Genomic DNA, 23,870 nt, shown 5'->3' on the forward strand with positions numbered 1-23,870 from the left:
TTCTTACCTCTCCCCGTCCGCCCGTACCGGAGGCAGTAATGAGAAACAGCATCTGGGACACCGAAGTGAAGAATCCGGCCGCGCCGGCCGAGGCCGCCGAATCCTGGCGGGCCCGTCCCGCCGCCCAGCAGCCCGTCTGGCCGGACCCCGCCGAACTGCGCGCCGTCACCGACGGGCTCGCACAGGCACCCCCGCTGGTCTTCGCCGCGGAGTGCGACCTGCTGCGCCGGCGCATGGCGGCGGTCGCCCGCGGGGAGGCGGTGCTGCTCCAGGGCGGCGACTGCGCCGAGACGTTCGCGCGCACCACGTCGGACGGCATCCACGGCAAGCTCAAGACGCTGCTCCAGATGGCCGTGGTGCTGACCCACGCGACCGCCCTGCCGGTCGTCAAGATCGGCCGGATGGCCGGGCAGTACGCCAAGCCGCGCTCCCGGAACGAGGAGACGCGCGACGGTGTGACGCTGCCCTCGTACCGAGGCGACGCCGTCAACGGCCTGGAGTTCACCGCCCAGGCGCGCCGCCCCGACCCGCACCGGCTGCGCACCATGTACGAGGCGTCGACCACCACGCTCAACCTGGTCCGCGCCCTCACCACCGGCGGCTTCGCGGATCTCGGCCAAGTGCACGCCTGGAACCGGGGGTTCGTGGCCGACTCGCACGTGGGCGAGCAGTACGAGGAGCTCGCCGACGAGATCGACCGCAGCCTCGCCTTCATGAAGGCGTGCGGGGTGGACACGCGGGAGCTGGGCACCGCCGAGTTCTTCGTCGGCCACGAGGGGCTGCTCCTCGACTACGAGGCGGCCCTGACCCGCACCGAGGCCGGCACCGGGCGTACGTACGCCACCAGCGCCCATCTGCTGTGGATCGGCGAGCGGACCCGGGACCTGGACGGAGCCCACGTCGAGTACTTCTCCCGCATCGACAATCCCATCGCGGTCAAGCTGGGGCCGGCCACGACTCCCGACACCGTGCTCGGGCTGCTCGACCGGCTCGACCCGGACCGCGAGGCGGGCCGGCTGACCTTCGTGGTGCGGGCCGGAGCGGAGCGCGTCCGTGACGTGCTGCCCACCCTGATCGAGAAGGTCAACGCCGAGGGCGCCCAGGTCTGCTGGGTCAGCGACCCCATGCACGGCAACACGATCACCGCCGCGAGCGGGCACAAGACCCGCCGATTCGACGCGATCCTGGACGAGGTGCGGGGCTTCGTGGAGGTCCACGACGCGCTGGGCAGCCACCCGGGCGGCATCCATGTGGAGCTCACCGGCGACGACGTCACCGAGTGCGTGGGCGGCGGCAACGCGGTGCTCGCCGAGGAGTTGCACCACCGGTACGAGACGGCGTGCGACCCCCGGCTCAACCACACCCAATCGCTCGACCTGGCCTTCCAACTGGCCCGGATGTACCGCGAGCGGGGCCGGGTCAGCGCCCGGCCGCGGACCCTTCGATGATCTGGAACGGCGGGTTCTGGGCGAGGTAGAAGTGGTCGCCGGGCAGCGTGCGCACCTCGAAGGGGCCCCGGGTCGTCTCCTGCCAGGCGGTGGCCTGCCGGAGCGAGACCCGGGGGTCCGCCTCCCCGACCAGGGCGGTCACGGCGCAGCCCAGCGGGGCGTGCCGTGCGCCCTCGTACGAGGCGAGCATGCGGAAATCGGCGCCGATGTACGGCATCACGAGTTCCACGAAAGCGGGATTGCGCAGGAGTTCGGCGTCGGTGCCGCCGAGTTCCACCAAAGTGGCCGCGATGGATTCGTCGTCCCACCGGGCGGAGGGGTCGGGACGCATCAGCCGGGGCGCCCGCGCGCCCGAGGCGAAGAAATGGTCGAGCCCCATGGACCGGTTCTCCAGGGCCACGGCGGTCTCGTACGCGACGATGGCGCCCATGCTGTGGCCGAAGAACACGGTGGGCCGCGCGTCCTCGGTCATCAACCGGACCACTTCACCGGCGATTTCATGGGCCATCGGTATCAGCTCGGCGGCCGGTTTCTCGCCTATCCGTTCGGCCCGGCCCGGATAGCAGACCGCGTACACCTCACAGGCGCCGAGCGCCTTGCCCCAGCTCCGGAAGAAATACGGCGACCCCCCGGCGTGCGGGAAACAGATCACCCGTCGTGCCGCGAACGGCTGAGGCACGACGCGTTGTATCCAGACCATTCCGCCCCCAAGTCCCGTGCCCGACTTCCGTGCCGGAGACCGGTGTCGGCCGGATCCGCACACGCGTCGCCAAGGATCGGGCGGGGGACTGACAGCGGTCTGACACCGGCCCCGGGCCCCCGGCGCGCCGGGCGGCCGAAAGCGACGCACCCGGTGTCGCGAGTGCGCCGCTTCCGTTCTGGGGGGGAGTGCGACGCGTCAGACGTCGTAGTCCTGGTCGAGGCGGTCCTGCGCGTCGCGCTGGGCGCTCCGGGTGGCGTCGCGGCCCTTGTCCTGGGCCTGACGTGCGCGGTCCTGCGCCTCGTCCTTCTTGCCGCCCGCCGCCTGCTTGGCGTTCTGCCCGAGCTCCTGGGCCTTGTCCTCGAACTGGTCCTTGATACCCATCCGGTGCACTCCTACAGGGTGTGACGAGGCCGGGGTCCGGGGCCTGTTCCCGCGGCTCCTCCGGGCCTCGACCAGCGTGGCACGAGGGAACATCACGCGCATTCCGGACGATTACGGATGGTGATCGGGCCCGGAAGCGGCACCGCGCGGAGGGTCGCGTGCGCCCGCGTACGATGCGCATTCGCGCAGCCGTTCGCAGCGCCTTCGCACCACCCGATGAGGAGCACCGTTCCCGTGGAGATACCGCCGCCGCCCGCACCCGGGCAGCCCCAGGAGCCCCAGCCGGGCCAGGGGTTCGGATGGCCGACGCCGCCCCAGGCGCCGGGGGCCCCGGGCCCGTATCCGGGGCAGCCGATGAACGGCGGGCCCTGGTACCCCTACCCGATGGCGCCGCAGCGGCCGCCCGTGAGCGGGCTCGCCGTCGCCTCCCTCGTCACCGGCATCCTGTGCTGCATACCCCCGCTCGGCCTGGTCCTGGGCGCCCTCGGGCTCAGGCGGATCAAGAAGGAGGGGCAGCGCGGCAAGGGCCTCGCCATCGCCGGCATCGCGCTCTCCACGGTCGGCACGGTCCTGCTCGTCATCTCGATCGTGACGGGTGGACTCAGCGGCGGCTGGCGGGACTTCAAGGACGGCTGGAACAGCTCCACCGCGTCGGGTTCCTCGCGCAGCACCCTCAACCTGCGCAAGGGCGACTGCTTCGACGTGCCGGGCGGCAAGCTGGAGCGCGAGGTCGTCTCGGTACGGATCGTGCCGTGTGCGGGCAAGCACGACGCCGAGGTGTCCGGCTCGTTCCGGGTCCCGGGTGACAGTGCCTACCCGGGTCAGGACACCATCGCCGCCCAGGCCGACGCGCGCTGCCTCGACCTGGAGCAGGCGTACGCCATGGACCGGTGGAAGGTGCCGGCCGAGGCGGACCCGTACTACTACACGCCGAGCCGGCAGAGCTGGTCGATGGGTGACCACACGGTGACCTGTGCGTTCGCCTCGCAGGGCGCTCAGCTCGAAGGGTCCGTGCGCAATGACGCCGCCACCCTCGACCCCGACCAGATCGCGTTCCTGAAGGCGGCCGACGCGGTCGAGAGCGCGATGGCCAAGGCCCCCGACGCGGACCGGGTCGAGGACGACCTGTCCGGGTTCAGGCAGTGGGCGGGGCGGACGGCCCGCGCGATGGACGCGCAGACCCGGGAGTTGGACGCGTACTCCTGGCAGCCCGGCAGTCGCACGGCCGTCCAGCCGTACATCGCCGGTCTGAAGGTCGCGCAGAAGGAGTGGGCGAAGGCGGCGGTCGCCACCGACGCGAACGACTTCTACATGCACTCCGGGGCGGCCGACGCCGCGCAGAAGCAGGCGGACGAGATCACCGCCCGCGGCGCGCTCGGCCTCGCCACGACCCCGCCCTCCACCGACAGCGGCTCGGACGGCGGCTCCGGCGACTCCGGTGGTTCCAGCGGCTCCGACGGCTCCGACGGCTCCGACGGCGGAAGTGGCGACGGTTCCGGAACCGGTGGTTCCAAGAGCGTCTGAGAAGGTCACGGGCCGGGCAGAACGTATCCGCTGTACCGCGGGTACGCCCTGGGCAGAGGCAAGTCATCACTTCGAGTGAATGTCTGGCCTTCGCTTGCGGGAGTCAACCCACGGTTGCCACGCTGTTGCAGTCTGTCAACCTGATGGGAGTGGCCCGTGACTTTCGGTGAGCAGCCGGCCTATCTGCGCGTAGCCAGCGATCTGCGGGAGAAGATCGTGAGTGGCTCGCTGCCGCCGCACACCCGGCTTCCCTCGCAGGCCAGGATCCGCGAGGAGTACGGGGTTTCGGACACCGTGGCGCTCGAAGCGCGCAAGGTGCTGATGGCCGAGGGCCTGGTCGAGGGGCGCTCCGGATCGGGTACGTACGTACGCGAGCGCCCGGTGCCGCGCCGCGTCGCCCGCTCCGGCTACCGCACCGCCAAGGGTGCGAGCCCGTTCCGCCAGGAGCAGGCGGAGGAGGCCGCGCGCGGCACGTGGGAGTCGAACAGCGAGCAGGAGGAGGCGACCCCGGAGATCGCCAAGCGGCTCGGCATCCGCCCCGGCGACCGCGTGATGCGCACGCGGTACGTGTTCCGTGACGCGGGCGAGCAGATGATGCTGTCCACGTCGTGGGAGCCGCTGGCCGTCACCGGCCGCTCGCCGGTGATGCTGCCCGAGGAGGGGCCGCTCGGCGGATGCGGTGTGGTGGAGCGGATGGCGGCGATCGACGTCGTGGTGGACAACGTGGTCGAGGAGGTCGGTGCGCGCCCGGGGCTCGCGGAGGAGCTCCTGGCGCTCGGCGGCGTCCCTGGCCATGTCGTCCTCGTCATCGAGCGGACGTACTACGCCTCGGGGCTGGCGGTCGAGACCGCCGACGTCGTGGTCCCGGCCGACCGGTACCGGATCGCGTACCACCTTCCGGTGAAATAGCCGGCACGGCCCGAGCGCGCGCGGCCCGGACACGGGGGTGCACCCAGGAGGGTGCGCCCCCGTTCGCATGGGCCCCGTTGACCGAATTCGTATCTCTTTGTGCAAAGTCAGATCCGCTGAGTAAAGGTCAGGCGTAGGCTCGGGCATATGCGGATTGCGGTTTCCTGGGGATCCTTACTGACCTGCACGCCGACGCCGGGAGAGATGCGATGAACGACAGTGGCGCTGTGCTCAGCTGGCTGGTGATACGTCAGGACGACAACGGCAACCAGTACCGCGTCGGCAAGTACGCGACGCAGGCGGAGGCCCAGCGCATCGCGGACAGCCTCGACGACCGCGGGCACAAGCAGCTCTACTGGGTCGAGCGGATCGGGGCCCCCGCCCAGCAGTGACCGCGCGCGTTACGCTCCGGCGCATGAACGAGACCGTGGTGGTGGCCGGAGCCGTGTACGACCGGGGCCGTCTGCTCGCCGCCCGCCGCAGCGCCCCGCCGGAGCTCGCCGGACGCTGGGAACTGCCCGGCGGCAAGGTGGAGCCGGGCGAAAGCCCCCAGCAGGCGCTCGTCCGCGAACTGCGCGAGGAACTCGGCATCGAGACCGAGCCGCTGGAGCGGATCGCGGGGGAGTGGCCGCTGCGGCCCGGCCTGGTCCTGCACGCGTGGACGGCGCGGCTGCTCGAAGGCGAGGCCCGCCCGCTCCAGGACCACGACGAACTGCGCTGGCTCGCGCCCGGCGAGGCCGACGCCGTCGACTGGCTCCCCCAGGACCGCCCCGCGGTCGCCGAAGCCATGCGCATTCTGGGGAACCTGGGTCATTAGTGCCGCCATCCGCCCCACTTGGGGATAGGACGTCCCAATTACCGGGTATGTGCCTATTAATCGTTTCTAAACCCCCCGAACCATCGGATGCGGGTGATCGGCGTGATCGACACCTCGGGCGAGTGCGCCGAGTGGACCTTCCCTGCTGAGCCGGGGGCCGTACGGACCGCCCGGCATGCCGTACGGGACGCGCTGCGCGGCTGGGAGCTCGAATCCGGGGCCGTCGACGTGGCGGTCCTCCTGGTCAGCGAGCTGGTGACCAACGCGCTGCGCTACGCCTCGGGGCCCATCGGAGTGCGGCTCGACCGGCTCGACAGCACCACCCTTCTGGTGGAGGTCTCCGATCCGCTGCCCGATCCGCCCGTCGAACGCACCGCCGGAATCGACGACGAAGGGGGCCGGGGAATGCAGCTCGTGGCCTGTTCCGCGCGGCGCTGGGGAACCCGCCGCGGCAGAACGGGCAAGACCGTGTGGTTCGAGCTGGCTCTGCATGGTTAGAAGGAGGGAGGGACGGACGATCACAACCCTCACGTGAACCCGCCGACAACGGCTGGAAAAGAACGAGACCGGGATGTGATCGTGAACGCCGTGCCGCCTGGGGCCGTAGTGCTGAATACTGCGGGTCAAGGCCGGTCCGGTGCGGTGAGCTGGAGGGGACGGTCGCGTGAGCGAGATACCTGAGACGGCTGGCGATGTCGTGTGGCAGAGCAGTCCGCCTGGCTCGATCTATGACTACATCCGCGTCGCCTCGTTCTCGATCGGGCCGGACGGACTGATCGAGCAGTGGAGCCTGCGGGCCGAGGAGCAGTTCGGCCTGTCCGCGTCCGCCGTGGTCGGGCGCGATCCCGTCGAGGCGTTCATGCCTCCCGAGCTGCGCCCACGCGGCCACCGCCGGGTCGCCGAGATCCTCGACGGCAGGGAGTGGACGGGCGTCGTCCCCTTCCGCGTGCCGTCACCCGAGGGCGGCGGACGCGCCGAGGGCCTCGCGGAGCTGTACGTCATGCCGAGCCGAACGGCCACCGACGAGCGAGCCGCGCTCTGTATCGTCGTCGACGTACGCGCTCTGCGCGGGATCGAGACGGACCTGGCCGCCTCGCAGGCCATTTTTGGTCAATCTCCCTACGGGTTCCTGTTGTTCGGTACGGACCTCACCGTGCTGCGCGCCAACCGGCGCTTCGCCACCGTCTTCGGCGGCGCCCCCGAGGAGCACCGCGGCCACACCGTGCACGACTACCTCTCCCGCGCCGAGGCCGACCGGATGTCCGCCGCGCTCCAGCGGGTCCTGGACACCGGCGAGTCCGTCACCGACCTCCAGATAGTGGGCTCGTCCCCCGGGGGCCGCGACCGCAGGCACTGGTCGATCAACCTCTACCGCGTGCACAGCGGCACCGGCCGGCCCATCGGCGTCGCAGGCCTCGGCATCGACGTGACCCGCCGTCACAACGCGGCCCGCGAGGCCGCCGACGCCCGCCGCAACCTCGCCCTCCTCAACGAGGCCGGCGCCCGCATGGGCAACACCCTCGACCTGGAGACCACCGCCCGCGAGCTCCTCGACATCGCCGTCCCCGGCTTCTGCGACCTCGCGTCCGTCGACCTCTACCAGTCGCTGCTCGCCGGCGACGACCCCGGCGGGGGCAGCTCCGACGGGCGCGGCGAGCTGCGCCGGGTCGCCTTCGCGAGCGCCGTGTCGGACGGGCCCCTGCCCGGCGGCGAGCCCGAGGTGGGCGTCGGCGACCTGCACCGCTACCGGTTCCACTCCCCGTACGCCAGCGCCCTGCGGACCGCGCGGATCCACACCGTGCCCGCGGGCGACGGCGGCCTCGTGCAGACCACGCTCGCCGTGCCCATGGTCGCCCACGACACCGTCGTCGGCCTGGTGCAGTTCGCCCGCGCCAAGGGCAGCGAGCCCTTCGGCGAACGCGACCGCGCGCTCGCCACCGAACTCGCCTCGCGGGCCGCCGTCTGCATCGACAACGCCCGCCTCTACCGCAGGGAGCACGAGCGCGCGCTGATCCTCCAGCGCTCCCTGCTGCCCCCCGGCGCCCCCGAGGCCGCCGGACTCGACATCGCCTGCCGCTACCTTCCCGGCAGCGCCGAGTCCGAGGTCGGCGGCGACTGGTTCGACGTCATCGAGCTGCCCGGCCACCGCACCGCGCTCGTCATCGGCGACGTCATGGGCCGCGGTCTGCGCGCCGCCGTCGCCATGGGCGAACTGCGCACCGCAGTCCGCACCCTGGCGCTGCTCGACCTCGAACCCGCGGAGGTCCTCTCGCACCTCGACGAGATCGCCCGGGGCCTCGGCGCGCCGGGCGGCAGCCAGCAGGCGTCCCGGGTCGCCCACAAGTCCCGCGACGCCGACCTCTCCGAGGTCTACCTCGCCACCTGTGTGTACGCGGTCTACGACCCGGTCACCCGCCGCTGCACGTTCGCCAACGCCGGGCACCTGCCGCCCCTCCTGGTCGAGCCCGGCGACGACCCCGGGGAGCCCGCGATGCTCCTCGACGTGCCACCCGGGCTGCCGCTCGGCGTCGGCGGCGAGCCCTTCGAGGAGGTCGAGGTGGACCTGCCCGAGGGCGCCCTGCTCGCCCTCTACACCGACGGGCTCGTCGAGTCCCGCGACCATCCGCTCGACGAGGGCCTCAACGCCTTCCGCAAGACCCTCACCGACCCGGACCGTCCCCTTGAGGACGTCTGCGACCAGGTGCTCGGCTCGCTCGACACGCGGCACGGCGAGGACGACATCGCCCTGCTGCTCGCCCGTATCCAGGGGCTTCCGGTGGACGCGGTCGGCGACTGGCGGCTGCCGCGCGAACCCCGCTCGGTGGGCCGCGCCCGCGAACTCGCCCGCACCCAGCTGCTCGCCTGGGACCTCGACGACCTCGTCGACACCACCGAACTCCTGGTCAGTGAACTCGTCACCAACGCCCTGCGCTACGGCGACGGCGAGATCAGGCTCCGCCTGCTCCGCGACCGCACGCTGGTGTGCGAGGTGTGGGACGCGGGCCTGGTGCAGCCCAGGCGGCGCAGGGCCCGCGACACCGACGAGGGCGGCCGCGGACTCCAGCTGGTCGGCCTGCTCAGCGCCGCCTGGGGGGCCAGGCGCACCCCGCGCGGCAAGACGGTCTGGTTCGAACTCGCGCTGCCGGACGGCGAGTCGGGCCCGGTGGAGCTGACCGAGGAGCAGATCCTGAGCATGTTCTGACGTCACGTCAGGTGCCGGGGCGGGTACTCGGCCTCCTCAGGTGGTGGCCTTCAGGGCGGCGAGCCGCGCCTCGACCTCCGCCGTGTCGCCGGGGTCGTCCAGCCGCTCGAACTGCGAGTCCAGACAGGAATCCCCGACGTCCCGGCCCGCCAGCCGTGCCTCCTCGCGCCGCACCTTGTCCTCGAAGCGCCCCAACTCGGTCGTGGTGTCCAGGGCGTTGACGCTCTCGGCCGCACCCGTCGTCCGGCTCATCGCCCGCACCCCGTCGTGCCGGGACTTCAGCGCGCCGAGCCGGGTCCGCATCCCGTCGAGCGCCGCTCCGAGCCGGGCCACGAGGTCGCGCTGGGCGGCGATCGCGGGCTCCGCGGCCGTGGCCTCCCGCTCCGACCTGAGCTGCCGGGCGAGCGCCACCTTGGCGAGCCGGTCGAAGGTGTCGGCCGCCGCGGCCGCACCGGACGCCCGCAGCGCGTCGGCCTTCCGGCTCACCGCACGGGCCCGCGCGCCCCACTCGCCGTCCGCCTTCACGTCCTCGGCGTGGTCCTGTTCGAGCAGCCGCAGCGTGCCGAGCGTGGTGGAGACGGCGCGCTCGGCGTCGGCGATGGCGTCGGTGTAGTCGCGCACGAGCTGGTCGAGCACGGCCCTCGGGTCCTCGGCCCGCTCCACGAGGGCGCCGACGTCGGTGCTGGACAGGCGCACCGCGCGGCCGAGTACGGACTGCTTGTCGCTCATGGCGTGTCTCCTCGTACGTGACCGGCCCCCGCAGGCCGCCCCGCTCCGCCGCTCACCAGGACCCGCCGGCTCTGCGGGCCCGGGTCGCGGGGCCGCCGAAACAGGCGGGGCCGCCCGCGTGGGCCCGGGTGCCGTCGCCGGGCTCGCCGTCCGGGACGGTCAGGACGATGCCGCCGAGCAGAGCGCCGCCGAGACCCCCGTCCCCGGCCCGGCCCGCGACGTCCCGCTGCCCGTACGCCGCCGCGTCCTGCTCGGAGCGGGCCAGCGCCCCGCGGGCCAGGGCGTCGGCGGCGGCCGCCGCGTGCAGGGCGCCGGCCGGGTCCGAGGCGGCGGGCGGCGCCGACTCCAGCCGGCTCAGGGCCGCCGCGAGCCCGGTGCGGGCGTGGCTGCCCACGGCGCCTCGGTGCGTGGCGATGTGGACCCCGGCCGCCGCGACCGAGGCCCGCGCGACGAGCGTGGCGGTGTCGAGTGCGGCGGTGTCGACCTTGTCCGTGGGGCCGCCGGCCCGGTGGACCCGGCGCAGCGCGTCGAGCGGATCGTACGGTCCGGCGGTGGACTCCTCGCGGACGGCGGCGAGTTCCGCGGGATGCGCGTGACCGGCCTCGTACGCGGCGAGCAGACCGGGCAACATCCTTGCCGCGTCGGAGAGTTCGCGCTCCCTTCGCTCGACCGAGGCGACCAGGACGGCCGCCTGGTCGACGGCGCCCTCGGCGGCCCGCACCCATGCCGCGGCGCCCGCGCCGTCGCCCGCGTCGAGCGCTTGGCGGGCGCCGCCGAGGCTCGTCGTCGCGAACATCAGCCGGTCCTTGGCCTCCTCGACGTGCCGGGCCACGGGGGCCGAGGCGGCGGGGGCGTACTGCCGGAGCAGCGCGGTGAGGGTGGCTTCCGCGGCGCCGGTGCGGGCGGTCAGCTCACGGAAGACGGTTTCGGCGGCGGCGACGGCGGGGGCGGCGTCGCGGTCGAGGGCGCGGAGCCGGTCGAAGGCGTCCGCCTCGGCGTCCAGGCGGCGGCCGGCGTCCTCGCAGCGCGCGGCGATCTCCGCCAGGACGCCGCGCCGGGCCGCCTCGTCCTCGGGCCGGCCCTCGTCGAGCTCCTGCCGCAGCCGGAACGCGGCGGCGAGTTGGCTCCGCGCGTGGGCGAGGGCGTCGGCGAACGGGCGCACCGCCTCCGCGCCGGCTGCCGCCCGCGCGCTGTCCAGCTCCTCCTCGCTGGTGCGGACCGCCTCGTCGGCGGCGACGAGGGCGGCGCGGGTGTCGGTGTCGAGTACGTCGAAGGCCGGGGCGGCGGGTGGCACGGGCCGGGGCCGTGCCCCCGAACCCCCCGGTGTGGTGCGGGAGTTCAGCCGCCGCTTCCGCGTGAGGTAGGCGTAGGCGGCGAGCACGCACGCCACGACGAGGACGCCTACGGGGAGCACGAGGTAGCTGCTGGAACCGGCTGCGCCGTGCGCACCGAGTACGGCCAGCGGGGGCCAGGCCGCCGCCCCGAAGCGTTGGGCGGCGGCACGGGGCCGGGCTCTCCTGACGGGCGGCGTCACACGACCGAGCGTATGACCGCCCCCCTGCCCCCGCGACCGGAGCGGCTCCGCCGCGGTGGGCGCGGGCGGGGGGCGCGACGCCGGGTGCCCTACTAGGGGCGCGGGGCTGTGCCGTTTGCGCGGCTCCGCCGCGGCGGGCGTGGGCGGTGGGCTGCGACTCCGGGTGCCCTACAGGGGCGCGGGGAACTGCGCGACCAGCCCAGCACGGTCTGCACCCGAAAGCGGGGTTGCTGGGGCTTCGCCCCAGGCCCCGGGATGCCCCACCCCGCCCCTTCCCGAAACCCTCCGGGGGTTAGGAACGGGCTGAGGTCCAAACCCCCTGGGGCTCCGCCCCAGACCCCGTTCGCGCCTGAAGGGCGCTCGTCCTCAAACGCCGGACAGGCTGAAGCGCGCTCGTCCTCAAACGCCGGACAGGCTGAAGCGCGCTCGTCCTCAAACGCCGGACAGGCTGAAGCGCGCTCGTCCTCAATCGCCGGACCGGCTGAGGGGGCCGAGACTGGGCGCCCTGCCAAGGGGGAGCGATGCCGAGCACCCGGCAAGGGGGAGGTATGCCGATGCCGAGCACCCTGCCAAGGGCGAGCACCCCATGCCGCGCCCCGGCGCCACGCCGCTACGCTGGCCCCCGGAGCGAGCCGGGGGGACGCGGATGGTGGGGATACGGGGCTGGTGGCGGGGGCGGGGCGGGCGGATCGCCCGGCGCGCGGTGCTCACGCTCACCCTGACCGTCGTCGTCGCGGTCGCCGCCGCGGGAGCCGGCCTGCGCGCCCAGTACGCCGGCGTCCCGGGCGACGACACCAGAACCCGGGGCCGCGACGCGTACTGGCTCGGGCACGCCTGGGTCGACGGGCGCAAGGGCGAGCGGGACCTCGACGCCTTCGCCGCCAAGGTGCGCGGCAGCGGCATCAAGGACCTCTTCGTGCACACCGGCCCCCTGGAACACGACGGCACGCTCCCCGCCGCGCGCTACCCCCGGGCCCGCTGGCTGGTGGACGGCGTCCACCGCAGGCTGCCCGGCGTGCGCGTCCAGGCCTGGCTGGGCGACGAGCTGGCGAGCGAGGGCCCCGTGGGGATGCGGCTCGGCGACGCCGCGACCCGTACCGCCGTCGTCACGACCGCCCGCCAGGTGCTCGACACCGCCCACGTCGACGGCGTCCACTTCGACCTGGAGCCGCTCCCCTCCGGGGACCGGAACTACCTCGCCCTGCTCGACGCCCTGCGCGCCCTCACCCGCCCCCGTGGCGCCCTGCTGTCGGTCGCCGCGCACCAGATAGACCCGCTGCCCGCCCTGCACACCGCCGCGGAGGGCCTCACCGGGCACGGGAAGTGGTGGTCGCAGGCGTACTTCGGCCAAGTGGCCCGCCGCGTCGACCAGATCGCCGTGATGTCGTACGACACGTCCATGCCCCTGCAGAGCCTGTACGGCGGGTATGTGGCCCGGCAGACCGCTCTGGCCCTCCAAGTCACGCCGCCCGACACCGACTTGCTCATGGGGCTGCCGTTCTACGACGACGAGAGCATGAGCCACCACGGCTCCGCCGAGACCGTGGAGGCGGCCGTGCGCGGAGCCCGGCTCGGGCTCGCCCGCACCGACCGCCACCGTCAGCACTTCGGCGTCGCCCTCTACGTCGACTTCGCCGAGCGCGGCCAGGACTGGGACGCCTACCGCAGGGGATGGAGCTGACGCAGCGTCAGGCCTCGCGCCGGCGGATCTTGTTGCCCAGCCACACCAGCGGGTCGTACGCCCGGTCCACCACCCGCTCCTTCAGCGGGATCAGGGCGTTGTCGGTGATCTTGATGTGTTCGGGGCACACCTCCGTACAGCATTTGGTGATGTTGCAGTAGCCGAGACCGTGGTCGTCCTGCGCGGTGCTCTTGCGGTCGAGGCCGGCCTCGGACGCCGCGTCCAGCGGGTGCATGTCGAGTTCGGCGACGCGCATCAGGAAGCGCGGGCCCGCGAACGCCGCCTTGTTCTCCTCGTGGTCGCGCACCACATGGCAGGTGTCCTGGCACAGGAAGCACTCGATGCACTTGCGGAACTCCTGCGAGCGCTCCACGTCGATCTGCTGCATCCGGTACTCGCCGGGCGCCACCCCCTGGGGCGGCACGAACGCCGGGACCTCCCGCGCCTTCGCGTAGTTGAAGGACACGTCCGTCACCAGGTCGCGCACGACGGGGAAGGCACGCAGGGGAGTTACCGTGATGACGTCCGACGTGTCGAACACCGACATCCGGGTCATGCACATCAGGCGAGGCCGCCCGTTGATCTCCGCGCTGCACGAACCGCACTTGCCCGCCTTGCAGTTCCAGCGCACCGCGAGGTCCGGGGCCTGGGTCGCCTGGAGGCGGTGGATGATGTCGAGGACCACCTCGCCGTCGTTCACCTCGACGGTGAAGTCGGTGAGGTCACCGCCGCCGCTGTCGCCCCGCCAGACCCGGAAGCTCGCATCGTACGTGCTCAACTCTTCAGCTCCTCTTCGGCGAGGTACTTGACCAGCTCCTCCTTCTCGAAGAGGGAGAGCAGATCGGCACGGATGGGGTCGGTCTCCTCGCGCACGAGCCGGATCTGGCCGCGCTCGGAGTCGGGCGGCGCCAGGCCCTCCGTGGGGTCGGCGAGTTGGCACAGCAGGTTCACGCGGCGCCAGGAGCGGTCCATCGAGGGCCAGTCCTCGCGGGTGTGACCGCCCCGGCTCTCGGTCCGCTCCAGGGCGGCCCGCGCCACGCACTCGCTCACGAGCAGCATGTTGCGCAGGTCGAGCGCGAGGTGCCAGCCGGGGTTGAACTGGCGGTGCCCCTCGACCCCGGCCCGCCGGGCCCGCGCGCGCAGCTCGGCGAGCTTGCGCAGCGCTTGGTGCATCTCGCCCTCCCGGCGGATGATCCCGACGAGGTCGTTCATGGCCTGCTGGAGCTCCTGGTGCAGGGTGTACGGGTTCTCCGGGGGCGAGCCGTCCTCGGGGGCCTCCGCGCTGAAGGGGCGCAGCGCCTCCGCGGCGGCCGAGTCGATCTGGGCCTCGTCCACCGGCGGCCGGACGGCGAGCGAGTCGGCGTACCGCGCGGCGTGCAGCCCGGCCCTGCGGCCGAAGACCAGGAGGTCGGAGAGGGAGTTGCCGCCGAGCCGGTTGGAGCCGTGCATGCCGCCCGCGACCTCGCCCGCGGCGAAGAGCCCCGGCACGCCGCGGGCCGCCGCAGAGTCGGAGTCGACCGCGATGCCGCCCATCACGTAGTGACAGGTGGGTCCGACCTCCATCGCCTCCGCCGTGATGTCGACGTCCGCCAGCTCCTTGAACTGGTGGTACATCGAGGGCAGCCGGCGCCGGATCACCTCGGCCGGCATCCGTGTGGAGACGTCGAGGAAGACTCCGCCGTGCGGGGTGCCCCGGCCGGCCTTGACCTCGGCGTTGATGGCGCGGGCGACCTCGTCGCGGGGGAGCAGCTCGGGCGGGCGGCGGTTGTGGTCGGGGTCCTCGTACCAGCGGTCGCCCTCCTCCTCGGACTCCGCGTACTTCTCCTTGAAGACGTCCGGCACGTAGTCGAACATGAACCGCTTGCCCTCGGAGTTCCTGAGCACCCCGCCGTCGCCGCGCACCGATTCGGTGACCAGGATGCCCTTGACCGACGGCGGCCAGACCATGCCGGTGGGATGGAACTGCACGAACTCCATGTTCAGGAGCGGCGCCCCGGCGAGCAGCGCCAGCGCGTGGCCGTCGCCGGTGTACTCCCACGAGTTCGACGTCACCTTGAACGACTTGCCGATCCCGCCGGTGGCGAGCACCACCGCGGGTGCCTCCAGGACGAAGAAGCGGCCGCTCTCGCGCTCGTAGCAGAAGGCGCCGGACACCCGGCCGCCCGAGGCGGAGCCGCTGTCGGAGGATTCCTTCAACACGCGGGTGACCGTGCACTCCTGAAAGACCTTCAGGCGGGCCTCGTAGTCCCCGAACTCCCTCTTGTCCTCCTGCTGGAGGCTCACGATCTTCTGCTGGAGGGTGCGGATGAGTTCCAGGCCCGTACGGTCGCCGACGTGCGCGAGGCGCGGGTACTCGTGGCCGCCGAAGTTTCGCTGGGAGATCCGGCCGTCGGCGGTCCGGTCGAACAGGGCGCCCCAGGTCTCCAGCTCCCAGACGCGCTCGGGGGCCTCGCGCGCGTGCAGCTCCGCCATCCGCCACTGGTTGAGGAACTTTCCGCCGCGCATGGTGTCGCGGAAGTGGACCTGCCAGTTGTCGCCGGAGTTCACGTTGCCCATCGAGGCGGCGATGCCGCCCTCGGCCATCACGGTGTGCGCCTTGCCGAAGAGGGACTTGCAGATCACCGCGGTACGGGCGCCCCGCTCGCGCGCCTCGATCGCGGCCCGCAGTCCGGCGCCGCCCGCGCCCACCACGACGACGTCCCACTGCTGCCGTTCCAGCTGAGTCATCTACGCTGCCTTCACTTAGAAGAACCTCGGATCGTCGAACACCCCGGTGGCGAGCAGGTACACGTAGAAGTCGGCGAGCGCCACGCTGATCAACGAGGCCCAGGCGAGCAGCATGTGACGCTCATTCAGTTGTCCGACCCAGCCCCAGAGCCGGTAGCGCACCGGGTGTTTGGAGAAGTGCCGCAGCCGTCCGCCGATGATGTGCCGGCAGGAGTGGCAGGACAGGGTGTACGTCCAGATCAGCGCGATGTTGATCAGGAACAGGAGGCTGCCGAGCCCCATGTGGCCCCACCGGTAGTGCTCGTCGCGGAACGAGAGCGCCGTGTCGTAGGTGAGGATGCCGGCCACCACGACCGCGAAGTAGAAGAAGTACCGGTGGACGTTCTGCAGGATCAGCGGGAAGCGCGTCTCGCCGGAGTACTTCTTGTGCGGCTCGGCGACGGCGCAGGCCGGCGGCGAGGCCCAGAAGCCCCGGTAGTACGCCTTGCGGTAGTAGTAGCAGGTGAGCCGGAAGCCGAGCGGGAAGATCAGGATGAGGAGCGCGGGGGACAGGCCCCACCAGCTGCCGAAGACGTCCGCGTTCGGGCCGTGCCGCATCGGCGCGCAGTTGTCCGCGAGGCACGGCGAGTAGAACGGCGAGACGTAGGGCGCGTGGTAGTAGTCCGCGTTCGCGAACGCCCGCCAGGTCGAGTAGACGACGAAGGCGAGCAGCCCCGCGGCGGTGACGGCCGGCGCGAGCCACCAGCGGTCGGTGCGCAGATGGCGGGGGGCGATCGCGGCGCGTGAGGCGTCATGGACGCCGGTGCCGTCCCCGGTCAGGGGAGAGGGTTCCGTGCCTGTGGCCAAGAGTGGCTCCCGTGGAGGAGGTCAGGGGGTGCGCCGGCCGCGGGACCGGGTGCTCCCGAGCCCCTCGTCGTCCGAGTCGGTCCAGAGCGAGGCGTCGTACGGGGCGTCGGGGATGGTGACCAGGTCGGGGCGGGCGGGGGTGCCGCCGGGCGGTGCGGCCTCGCGGAGCAGGGCGAGGCTCTCGCGCAGATGGTCGGCGTCGGTCCGTACCCGCCGGATGTCCAGGCCGTGCCCTACCTGTTTCTCCAGCCGCCCCACGGCGCGCACCAGATCGTCGAGACAGCGCTGAGTGGTCGTCAACTCGTCGTGCAGGGACATGACTTGCCTGCCTTTCGCCGGAGCGGGTGGCAATGTTCATGCGCCTGAGAGTGTCGCGCCTCACATGCGCGGTTGTGAAGGTGCGTGCACGGGGTTGTGGGGTCGCGCGGTTCCCGGGCGCCCCCTGGGGAGCCGGTGTCGGCCATGCGGGCGACACGGGGCGGCCGTGTTCGCGGATGCGTTCGGCCGCACGGGTGGGGTTCGGGGCCCGCTGCGCCGTGTCGCCGCCCCGGGGGCGCAGGCGTCCTCTTCAGTGGCTGGGATACGTGTGATCATCGCGAAATGCCATCAAATCCCATAAGTCTGACGAAGAGGTACAAGCCATGTCCCACGTCGGTGACCCGAACGGGAGGGCGCCCCGGATCGTCGCGGCGATCCGGACCGCGGCCTCTCTGCGGTCGCGCTCCGTCGCGCTCCTGACCAGCGGAGTGCTCGCGCTCCCCGTGCTGACCGGCTGCGGCTCCGCCGACAGCGGGACCGCGGCAGGCGCCGCGCCCCAGGACATCGGGGCCGCGGCCCGGTCGCAAGTCGCCGACGGGGGCACCCTGAAGTGGGCCGTCGACGCGATGCCCGAGACGCTCAACACCTTCCAGGCCGACGCCGACGCCACGACCCAGCGGGTCGCCCAGGCGGTGCTCCCGGCCCTGTTCACGCTGGACGACCACGGCCGTCCACAGCGCAACGCCGACTACCTGGAGTCGGCCGAGGTGGTCCAGCGCGAGCCCAAGCAGGTCGTGCTCTACAAGCTCAACCAGAAGGCGGTGTGGAGCGACGGCCGCGAGATCGGCGCCCCCGACTTCGTCGCCCAGTGGCGCGCCCTGAGCGGCAAGGACTCGGCGTACTGGACCGCACGCAACGCCGGGTACGAGCGCATCGAGAAGATCGAGAAGGGCGCCAACGACCTGGAGGTCAAGGTCACCTTCGCCAAGCCCTACGCGGACTGGCGCTCCCTGTTCAGCCCGCTCTACCCGAAGGACGTCACCGGCACCCCCGACGCCTTCAACGACGGCGCCCGCACCACGCTGAAGGCGACCGCGGGCGCCTTCCGGCTCAAGGAGGCCGACCGCGCCAAGGGCACCGTCTCCCTGGAGCGCAACCCCCGCTGGTGGGGCCTGCCCGCCAAGCTCGACGCGGTCGTCCTGCAGGCCGTGCCGCGCGACAAGAGGGCCGCGGCGCTCGCCGCCGGCTCGGTCGACATGGCCGAGATCGACCGGGCCGACGCCGACCGCATCGCGCTCGCCGAACGCGACAAGGGGCAGGCCGTCACGCACGGGCCGGGTGCCGCCATCACCCCCGCCTCCGCGCTGCGCTCCTGGGCCGTCGCGCACAGCGGCGAGGAGGAGAAGGCCGAGGCGGAGCGGCAGGCCCGCAACGAGACCCTGGCCGCCGTCGACAAGTACGCCGCCGAGCAGGCCGGGCTGCGCGGCTTCGCCGTCCGCAAGACCCTGGAGCCCGCTTACACCCAGCTCGCCCTCAACGGCGCGTCCGGGCCGCTCTCCGACGAGCGGGTCCGGCGCGCGGTGGCCCGCGCCCTGAACCGCAAGGAGCTCGCCGAGGCGGTCCTCAAGCCGCTCGGCCTGCCCGCCCAGCCGCCCGGCAGCCACCTCGCGCTCGCCGGACAGGACGCGTACACCGACAACAGCGACGCCCTCGGCAGCCAGGACACCCAGGAGGCGCGGGCGCTGCTCGCGGACGCCGGGTGGACGGCCGGCGGCGCCCGGCAGAAGCCCAAGCAGGACGCGGCGAAGGCCGGCAGCAAGCCCGAGGGCGAGCAGGAGTCCGAGGACGGCAAGCGCCTGGCCACCGGGAACCACCCCGACGACGAGGGCACGTACATCGTCGGCGACGACAAGCCCGGCAGCTCGGGCGCGGGCGCCGCGTCCCGTACGTATGTGCTGGCGCCCGGCCGGGTCGCCGCGCTCCAGCAGGCCGCACTGATGAGCCAGGCCCGCCTCTTCGACGGCGAGCCCGCCGAGCAGGTCAACAAGGGCGCCGACAAGCACACCAAGACCGAGGCCAGGCCCAAGGGCGGCGCTCCCGGCGCGTACGCCCCGAAGGGCACCGCGGCGCCCGCGCCCCAGAGCGGACCGCTCGGCAAGGACGGCAAGCCGCTCACCCTGCGCTTCGTGCTGCCGTCGGGCCCCGGCTCCCAGTCGCTGCGCGACGTCGGCGACAAGGTCGCCGCCATGCTGAAGTCGGTCGGCATCAACACCGAGATCATCAAGGTCGCCGACGACAGCTACTTCAAGGACCACATCGCGTCGGGCGACTTCGACCTGGCGCTCTACTCGTGGCCCGGCACCGCCTACCCGGCCACCGACGACCGGCCCATCTTCGCCAAGCCGGAGCCGGCGGCCGACGGTTCGCTCCTCGTCGAGCAGAACTACAGCCGGGTCGGCACCGACCACATCGACCAGCTCTTCGAGCAGGCCGCCGGCGAACTGGACGAGGACGAGGCCCGCGACCTGGTCCAGAAGGCCGACGCGAGGATCTGGGCGGCGGCGGGCTCGATCCCGCTCTACCAGCGTCCGCAGCTCGTCGCCGTGAAACCGAACGTGGCCAATGCGGGAGCCTTCGGTTTCGCCGGCCCGCGCTTCCAGGACATCGGGTTCAAGAAGCCGGAAACGGCGCACAACGGATCGAAGAACACCAAGGAGTAGAAGAGCAAACCAGCAGGTCAGAAGCGGGACGAGGTAACCGCTCCAAGCTCAGAACCTGCTCAATTCCCTTGCCCGCCGGCCCTGCCGGCGGGCAAGGTCGTGTACGCCCCTGACCCAGGCTCAAGCACGCCGCGGACCCTGATGGACCCCCTGCTCAAGATCGCCGAAATCGGCCCGGGAGGCCGCCGGTGCGGCTGCCCCGTACCATGGGAGGCAGCCGTGGCCTGTCTGCCCGGCGGGCGGACGAGGACTCGACCGCGTCAGACGCCTGATCCCACGATCGAGAGAAGCGCCAGTCAGTATGCCCACGCGCCACGACATCCGTAACGTCGCCATCGTCGCCCACGTCGACCACGGCAAGACCACGCTGGTCGACGCCATGCTCAAGCAGGCGGGCGCCTTCGCCGCGCACGCCGCCGAGTCGCTCGACGACCGCATGATGGACAGCAACGATCTGGAGCGTGAGAAGGGCATCACGATCCTGGCCAAGAACACGGCCGTGAAGTACCACCCCAAGGATGGCGGCGACGTCATCACCATCAACATCATCGACACCCCGGGCCACGCCGACTTCGGTGGCGAGGTCGAGCGCGGTCTGTCGATGGTGGACGCGGTGGTCCTGCTCGTGGACGCCTCCGAGGGCCCGCTGCCGCAGACCCGCTTCGTGCTGCGCAAGGCGCTCCAGCAGCGTCTGCCCGTCATCCTGTGCATCAACAAGACGGACCGGCCCGACTCCCGGATCGACGAGGTCGTCAACGAGACGTACGACCTCTTCCTCGACCTGGACGCGGACGAGGACCAGATCGAGTTCCCGATCGTCTACGCCTGCGCCCGTGACGGCGTGGCCTCGCTGACCAAGCCGGAGGACGGCACCGTCCCGGCCGACAGCGAGAACCTGGAGCCGTTCTTCTCGACGATCCTCTCCAGCGTCCCGGCCCCCGAGTACGACGACGCCGCCCCGCTGCAGGCGCACGTCACCAACCTCGACGCCGACAACTTCCTCGGCCGCATCGCGCTGCTCCGCGTCGAGCAGGGCGAGCTGCGCAAGGGTCAGACCGTCGCGTGGATCAAGCGGGACGGCACGATCTCCAACGTCCGCATCACCGAGCTGATGATGACCGAGGCGCTCACCCGCAAGCCGGCCGAGGTGGCCGGTCCCGGTGACATCTGCGCGGTCGCCGGTATCCCCGAGATCATGATCGGCGAGACCCTGGCCGACCCGGAGAACCCGATCGCGCTGCCGCTGATCACGGTCGACCAGCCCGCCATCTCCATGACCATCGGCACCAACACCTCGCCGCTGGTCGGCCGCGGTGGTTCCGGCAAGGGCGCGGACGCCAAGGCGACCGTCAAGGACCGCAAGGTCACCGCCCGCCAGGTCAAGGACCGCCTCGACCGCGAGCTCATCGGCAACGTCTCGCTCCGCGTGCTCGACACCGAGCGTCCGGACGCGTGGGAGGTCCAGGGCCGTGGTGAGCTGGCGCTCGCCATCCTGGTCGAGCAGATGCGCCGCGAGGGCTTCGAGCTGACCATCGGCAAGCCGCAGGTGGTCACCAAGCAGGTCGACGGCAAGACCCACGAGCCGGTCGAGCGCCTCACGGTGGACGTCCCCGAGGAGCACATGGGCGCGGTCACGCAGCTCATGGGCGTCCGCAAGGGCCGCATGGACAACATGTCGAACCACGGCTCCGGCTGGGTCCGCATGGAGTTCGTGGTCCCCTCCCGCGGCCTCATCGGCTTCCGTACGGAGTTCCTCACGAACACCCGCGGCACCGGTATCGCCCACTCGATCCACGAGGGCCACGAGCCGTGGTTCGGCACCCTGACGACCCGTAACAACGGCTCGCTCGTGGCCGACCGCGCCGGTTCGGTCACCCCCTTCGCGATGATCAACCTGCAGGAGCGCGGTGTGCTGTTCACCGAGCCCGGCACCGAGGTCTACGAGGGCATGATCGTCGGTGAGAACTCGCGCGCCGACGACATGGACGTGAACATCACCAAGGAGAAGAAGCTCACCAACATGCGTGCCGCTTCCGCCGACAACACCGAGAACGTGGTGCCGGCGCGCAAGCTCTCCCTGGAGCAGTCCCTGGAGTTCTGCCGCGACGACGAGTGCGTCGAGGTGACCCCGGAGGCCGTGCGCATCCGCAAGGTCGTCCTGGACGCCAAGGAGCGCGGCCGCACCGCGTCGCGCGCCAAGCGCAACTGACGTACCGCGTACGCCCCGAAGGCCCGGCCCCGCTCACCGCGGGGCCGGGCCTTCGGCGTTGGGGGCGGGGGGAGCGCCAAGGGGGAGAGGGAGGGCGCCGAGGGGTTTGGACGGCGGGGTACACACGCGCGGGTGATCAGTGCCGAAGAGGCTCGTACGCTCCGGTCGGCGGCCTCTAGGGTCAAGTTGTTTTAAGGGGCATCCTGTTCGGATATCGACCGTCGCTCTCCGGAAGATGTGTTAACGGTCCGTTTCGGGTGTGTCTGTCTGTGCTCATTTTGTCCGGATTTCGGGCCGTTGCCCGAAGCTGATGTTGTCAAAACGAGACCCTTTAAGTGTGGTTTACAGCCCGGCCGTACTTAATAGTTGGCTCCATTGAGCTCGGGTCAATGGGTCACGCACTGTGGGGAGTGCCGACTCACGAGCACACTCGGGGTACTTGACGTAGAAGCGCTGTCAGGGGTGTCAGCGCGCGTAGAAGTACCCCTCTTGTAGTGACAAGTGGACTCATGAGGAGGAAACCCATGCGTGGTGCTACGAGCGCCAAGTGGGTCGCGGGAGCGGCAATCATCGCCCTGGCTGCGACCGCTTGTGGTGGCGGCAAGGACAGCACGGACAACTCGGGCGCGGCTGCGGACCCGACAGGTGTCTTCAGCTACCAGAGCAGCGAACCGCAGCACCCGATCCAGCCGGCCAACGTGATGGAGACCGGCGGCGGCCGCATCACCGACGTCCTCTTCTCCAAGCTGGTCGACTTCGACCCGAAGTCCGGCGCGATCGAGAACGTCGTCGCCGACTCGATCAAGCAGGACGACGCCAGCCACTACACCATCAAGGTGAAGCAGGGCTGGACGTTCCACAACGGCGAGAAGGTCACCGCCAAGTCCTTCGTGGACGCCTGGAACTGGGGCGCCAACGCCAAGAACGCGCAGCAGAACGCTTCGTGGTTCTCGGACATCAAGGGCTACGACGAGGTCCACCCGGAGAAGGGTGACCCGAAGGCCGACAAGATGTCGGGTCTGTCCACCCCGGACGACTACACGATCAAGGTCGAGCTCGCCAACCCGGCGCCGTACTGGACCTACAAGCTCGGCTACAGCGCCTACGCGCCGCTGCCGTCGGTGTTCTACACCAACCCGAAGAAGTACGGCGAAGAGCCCATCGGCAACGGCCCGTACCAGTTCGTGAAGTGGAACCACAACCAGGACTTCCTCACCAAGGCGTACGACAAGTACGCCGGTGCGGACAAGCCGAAGAACGGTGGTGTGGACTTCAAGTTCTACACGACCTCCGAGGCCGCCTATAAGGACACCGTCTCCAACAACCTGGACGTGCTGGACCAGGTCGCCCCGAGCGGCATGGCCACGTACCACCAGGACCTCGGCAAGCGCGCCGTGGACGCCCCGCAGAACTCGATCCAGACGATCGCCGTCGCCACCTACGCGGACGCGATCAAGGGTGTCAAGGACCGCGGCAAGTTCATGCAGGGCATCTCGATGGCGATCGACCGGGACACCATCACCAAGACGGTGCTCCAGGGCTCGCGTACCCCGGCCACCGGCTACGTGCCGCCGGCCGTCAAGGGCTACCTCGCCGACGCCTGTGGTGACGTCTGCAAGTACAACCCGACCAAGGCCAAGCAGCTCGTGACCGAGGCCGGCGGCGCCAACGCGTCCATCTCGGTCCTCTACAACGCCGACGGCGGCCACAAGGAATGGGTCACGGCGGTCTGCGCCAACATCACCCAGGCCACCGGCGTCAAGTGCGAGAGCGACTCCAAGGCGGACTTCAAGACCGTCCTGGACGTCCGCACCAACAAGAAGGTCCAGAGCTTCTACCGCTCGGGCTGGGTGCAGGACTACCCGCTGAACGCCAACTTCCTCAAGGACCTGTACGGCACCACCGCCGCGGGCAACGAGGGCGGCTACTCGAACAAGACGTTCGACGACCTGACGGCCAAGGCCGACAAGGCGGCGACCCTCGACGAGTCGGTCAAGCTGTACCAGGACGCCGAGAAGTCCCTCTACGCGGACATGCCGGCCATCCCGCTCTGGTACTACAAGACGAACGCCGGCTACTCGGCCAACGTCAAGAGCGTCACGTACGACACCTTCGGCAAGCCGGTCTTCACGGCCGTCGAGGTTCTGAAGAAGTAGCGACCAGGCCGCTAACGGTCGATCCA

Annotated in this window: 19 protein-coding genes; 11 read left to right on the top strand and 8 right to left on the bottom strand. The window is 71.4% G+C overall.

The features are described 5' to 3' along the window. The first annotated feature begins 38 nt into the window (after positions 1 to 38). On the top strand, positions 39 to 1,448 hold the full coding sequence (locus OOJ98_RS19210; RefSeq protein WP_267056143.1) for a class II 3-deoxy-7-phosphoheptulonate synthase: 1,410 nt from the start codon (positions 39 to 41) through the stop codon (positions 1,446 to 1,448). On the opposite strand, the gene OOJ98_RS19215 is transcribed toward OOJ98_RS19210, so the two are convergent. After that, the gene (locus OOJ98_RS19215; RefSeq protein ID WP_267056144.1) at positions 1,420 to 2,127 is read right to left on the bottom strand and encodes a thioesterase II family protein; all 708 of its coding nucleotides are present in this window, start codon (positions 2,125 to 2,127) and stop codon (positions 1,420 to 1,422) included. The two genes, OOJ98_RS19210 and OOJ98_RS19215, sit on opposite strands and share 29 nt — an antisense overlap. A gap of 219 nt (positions 2,128 to 2,346) precedes the next feature. Then, positions 2,347 to 2,532, bottom strand: coding sequence for a hypothetical protein (locus OOJ98_RS19220; RefSeq protein ID WP_267056146.1), 186 nt, complete (start codon positions 2,530 to 2,532; stop codon positions 2,347 to 2,349). Positions 2,533 to 2,766: 234 nt separating this feature from the next. On the opposite strand from OOJ98_RS19220, the gene OOJ98_RS19225 reads away from it, so the two are divergent. The 6 genes from OOJ98_RS19225 to OOJ98_RS19250 all read left to right on the top strand — a co-directional run bounded on the left by OOJ98_RS19225 (position 2,767) and on the right by OOJ98_RS19250 (position 8,984). Next, positions 2,767 to 4,056, top strand: coding sequence for a DUF4190 domain-containing protein (locus OOJ98_RS19225; RefSeq protein WP_267056147.1), 1,290 nt, complete (start codon positions 2,767 to 2,769; stop codon positions 4,054 to 4,056). Positions 4,057 to 4,212: 156 nt separating this feature from the next. Then, a complete protein-coding gene (locus tag OOJ98_RS19230) occupies positions 4,213 to 4,965 on the top strand; it encodes a GntR family transcriptional regulator (RefSeq protein WP_267056148.1) in 753 nt (250 codons plus the stop codon). A gap of 209 nt (positions 4,966 to 5,174) precedes the next feature. Further along, positions 5,175 to 5,357, top strand: coding sequence for an SPOR domain-containing protein (locus OOJ98_RS19235; protein WP_267056149.1), 183 nt, complete (start codon positions 5,175 to 5,177; stop codon positions 5,355 to 5,357). Between the two features lie 23 nt (positions 5,358 to 5,380). Beyond that, positions 5,381 to 5,782 (top strand): (deoxy)nucleoside triphosphate pyrophosphohydrolase, encoded by a 402-nt coding sequence (locus OOJ98_RS19240; RefSeq protein ID WP_267056151.1) that lies wholly within the window; start codon positions 5,381 to 5,383, stop codon positions 5,780 to 5,782. Between the two features lie 93 nt (positions 5,783 to 5,875). Continuing rightward, entirely contained in the window at positions 5,876 to 6,280 is a 405-nt protein-coding gene (locus tag OOJ98_RS19245) for an ATP-binding protein (RefSeq protein WP_267056152.1), read from the top strand. Between the two features lie 166 nt (positions 6,281 to 6,446). Then, positions 6,447 to 8,984 carry a SpoIIE family protein phosphatase gene (locus OOJ98_RS19250; RefSeq protein ID WP_267056153.1) on the top strand — a complete coding sequence of 846 codons (2,538 nt, stop codon included), beginning with the start codon at positions 6,447 to 6,449 and terminating at the stop codon, positions 8,982 to 8,984. A 36-nt stretch (positions 8,985 to 9,020) separates the two neighbouring features. On the opposite strand, the gene OOJ98_RS19255 is transcribed toward OOJ98_RS19250, so the two are convergent. Further along, complete coding sequence (locus OOJ98_RS19255; RefSeq protein ID WP_267056155.1) at positions 9,021 to 9,713, bottom strand: PspA/IM30 family protein; 693 nt, start codon at positions 9,711 to 9,713, stop codon at positions 9,021 to 9,023. 52 nt (positions 9,714 to 9,765) lie between these two features. Then, positions 9,766 to 11,247: a TPM domain-containing protein gene (locus OOJ98_RS19260; protein WP_267056156.1), complete on the bottom strand. Its 1,482-nt coding sequence runs from the start codon at positions 11,245 to 11,247 to the stop codon at positions 9,766 to 9,768. A gap of 646 nt (positions 11,248 to 11,893) precedes the next feature. Here OOJ98_RS19260 and OOJ98_RS19265 point away from each other — a divergent pair. Continuing rightward, positions 11,894 to 12,928 carry a glycosyl hydrolase family 18 protein gene (locus OOJ98_RS19265; RefSeq protein WP_267056157.1) on the top strand — a complete coding sequence of 345 codons (1,035 nt, stop codon included), beginning with the start codon at positions 11,894 to 11,896 and terminating at the stop codon, positions 12,926 to 12,928. Between the two features lie 7 nt (positions 12,929 to 12,935). Here OOJ98_RS19265 and OOJ98_RS19270 read toward each other — a convergent pair whose 3' ends face one another. From OOJ98_RS19270 to OOJ98_RS19285, 4 genes are read right to left on the bottom strand one after another with little or no spacing between them, the layout of a single operon-like run. Next, entirely contained in the window at positions 12,936 to 13,706 is a 771-nt protein-coding gene (locus tag OOJ98_RS19270; protein ID WP_267056159.1) for a succinate dehydrogenase/fumarate reductase iron-sulfur subunit, read from the bottom strand. Further along, positions 13,703 to 15,655, bottom strand: a complete 1,953-nt coding sequence (locus tag OOJ98_RS19275) for a fumarate reductase/succinate dehydrogenase flavoprotein subunit (protein ID WP_267056160.1) — start codon at positions 15,653 to 15,655, stop codon at positions 13,703 to 13,705. The genes OOJ98_RS19270 and OOJ98_RS19275 overlap by 4 nt, the downstream gene beginning before the upstream one ends. A gap of 15 nt (positions 15,656 to 15,670) precedes the next feature. Beyond that, a complete protein-coding gene (locus OOJ98_RS19280; RefSeq protein WP_267056162.1) occupies positions 15,671 to 16,501 on the bottom strand; it encodes a hypothetical protein in 831 nt (276 codons plus the stop codon). Between the two features lie 21 nt (positions 16,502 to 16,522). After that, the gene (locus OOJ98_RS19285) at positions 16,523 to 16,819 is read right to left on the bottom strand and encodes a hypothetical protein (protein WP_267056163.1); all 297 of its coding nucleotides are present in this window, start codon (positions 16,817 to 16,819) and stop codon (positions 16,523 to 16,525) included. A 323-nt stretch (positions 16,820 to 17,142) separates the two neighbouring features. Between OOJ98_RS19285 and OOJ98_RS19290 the strand changes: the two genes are divergently transcribed. The 3 genes from OOJ98_RS19290 to OOJ98_RS19300 all read left to right on the top strand — a co-directional run bounded on the left by OOJ98_RS19290 (position 17,143) and on the right by OOJ98_RS19300 (position 23,844). After that, positions 17,143 to 19,479, top strand: coding sequence for an ABC transporter family substrate-binding protein (locus OOJ98_RS19290; protein ID WP_267056165.1), 2,337 nt, complete (start codon positions 17,143 to 17,145; stop codon positions 19,477 to 19,479). Between the two features lie 301 nt (positions 19,480 to 19,780). Beyond that, positions 19,781 to 21,688 carry a translational GTPase TypA gene (typA, locus tag OOJ98_RS19295; protein ID WP_267056166.1) on the top strand — a complete coding sequence of 636 codons (1,908 nt, stop codon included), beginning with the start codon at positions 19,781 to 19,783 and terminating at the stop codon, positions 21,686 to 21,688. 524 nt (positions 21,689 to 22,212) lie between these two features. Further along, entirely contained in the window at positions 22,213 to 23,844 is a 1,632-nt protein-coding gene (locus OOJ98_RS19300) for an ABC transporter substrate-binding protein (RefSeq protein WP_267056167.1), read from the top strand. Positions 23,845 to 23,870: the final 26 nt, after the last annotated feature.

Origin of the sequence: Streptomyces sp. NBC_00083 (genome assembly GCF_026343295.1) — a bacterium.
Lineage (GTDB): Bacteria > Actinomycetota > Actinomycetes > Streptomycetales > Streptomycetaceae > Streptomyces.

What these genes read in the sequence shown, in the direction of transcription:
- OOJ98_RS19210 (WP_267056143.1), top strand. Translation starts at nt 39, where the DNA reads ATGAGAAACAGCATCTGGGACACCGAAGTGAAGAATCCGGCCGCGCCG.
- OOJ98_RS19220 (WP_267056146.1), bottom strand. Translation starts at nt 2,532, where the DNA reads ATGGGTATCAAGGACCAGTTCGAGGACAAGGCCCAGGAGCTCGGGCAG.
- OOJ98_RS19235 (WP_267056149.1), top strand. Translation starts at nt 5,175, where the DNA reads ATGAACGACAGTGGCGCTGTGCTCAGCTGGCTGGTGATACGTCAGGAC.
- OOJ98_RS19240 (WP_267056151.1), top strand. Translation starts at nt 5,381, where the DNA reads ATGAACGAGACCGTGGTGGTGGCCGGAGCCGTGTACGACCGGGGCCGT.
- OOJ98_RS19255 (WP_267056155.1), bottom strand. Translation starts at nt 9,713, where the DNA reads ATGAGCGACAAGCAGTCCGTACTCGGCCGCGCGGTGCGCCTGTCCAGC.
- OOJ98_RS19265 (WP_267056157.1), top strand. Translation starts at nt 11,894, where the DNA reads ATGGTGGGGATACGGGGCTGGTGGCGGGGGCGGGGCGGGCGGATCGCC.
- OOJ98_RS19275 (WP_267056160.1), bottom strand. Translation starts at nt 15,655, where the DNA reads ATGACTCAGCTGGAACGGCAGCAGTGGGACGTCGTCGTGGTGGGCGCG.
- OOJ98_RS19285 (WP_267056163.1), bottom strand. Translation starts at nt 16,819, where the DNA reads ATGTCCCTGCACGACGAGTTGACGACCACTCAGCGCTGTCTCGACGAT.
- OOJ98_RS19290 (WP_267056165.1), top strand. Translation starts at nt 17,143, where the DNA reads ATGTCCCACGTCGGTGACCCGAACGGGAGGGCGCCCCGGATCGTCGCG.
- typA (WP_267056166.1), top strand. Translation starts at nt 19,781, where the DNA reads ATGCCCACGCGCCACGACATCCGTAACGTCGCCATCGTCGCCCACGTC.
- OOJ98_RS19300 (WP_267056167.1), top strand. Translation starts at nt 22,213, where the DNA reads ATGCGTGGTGCTACGAGCGCCAAGTGGGTCGCGGGAGCGGCAATCATC.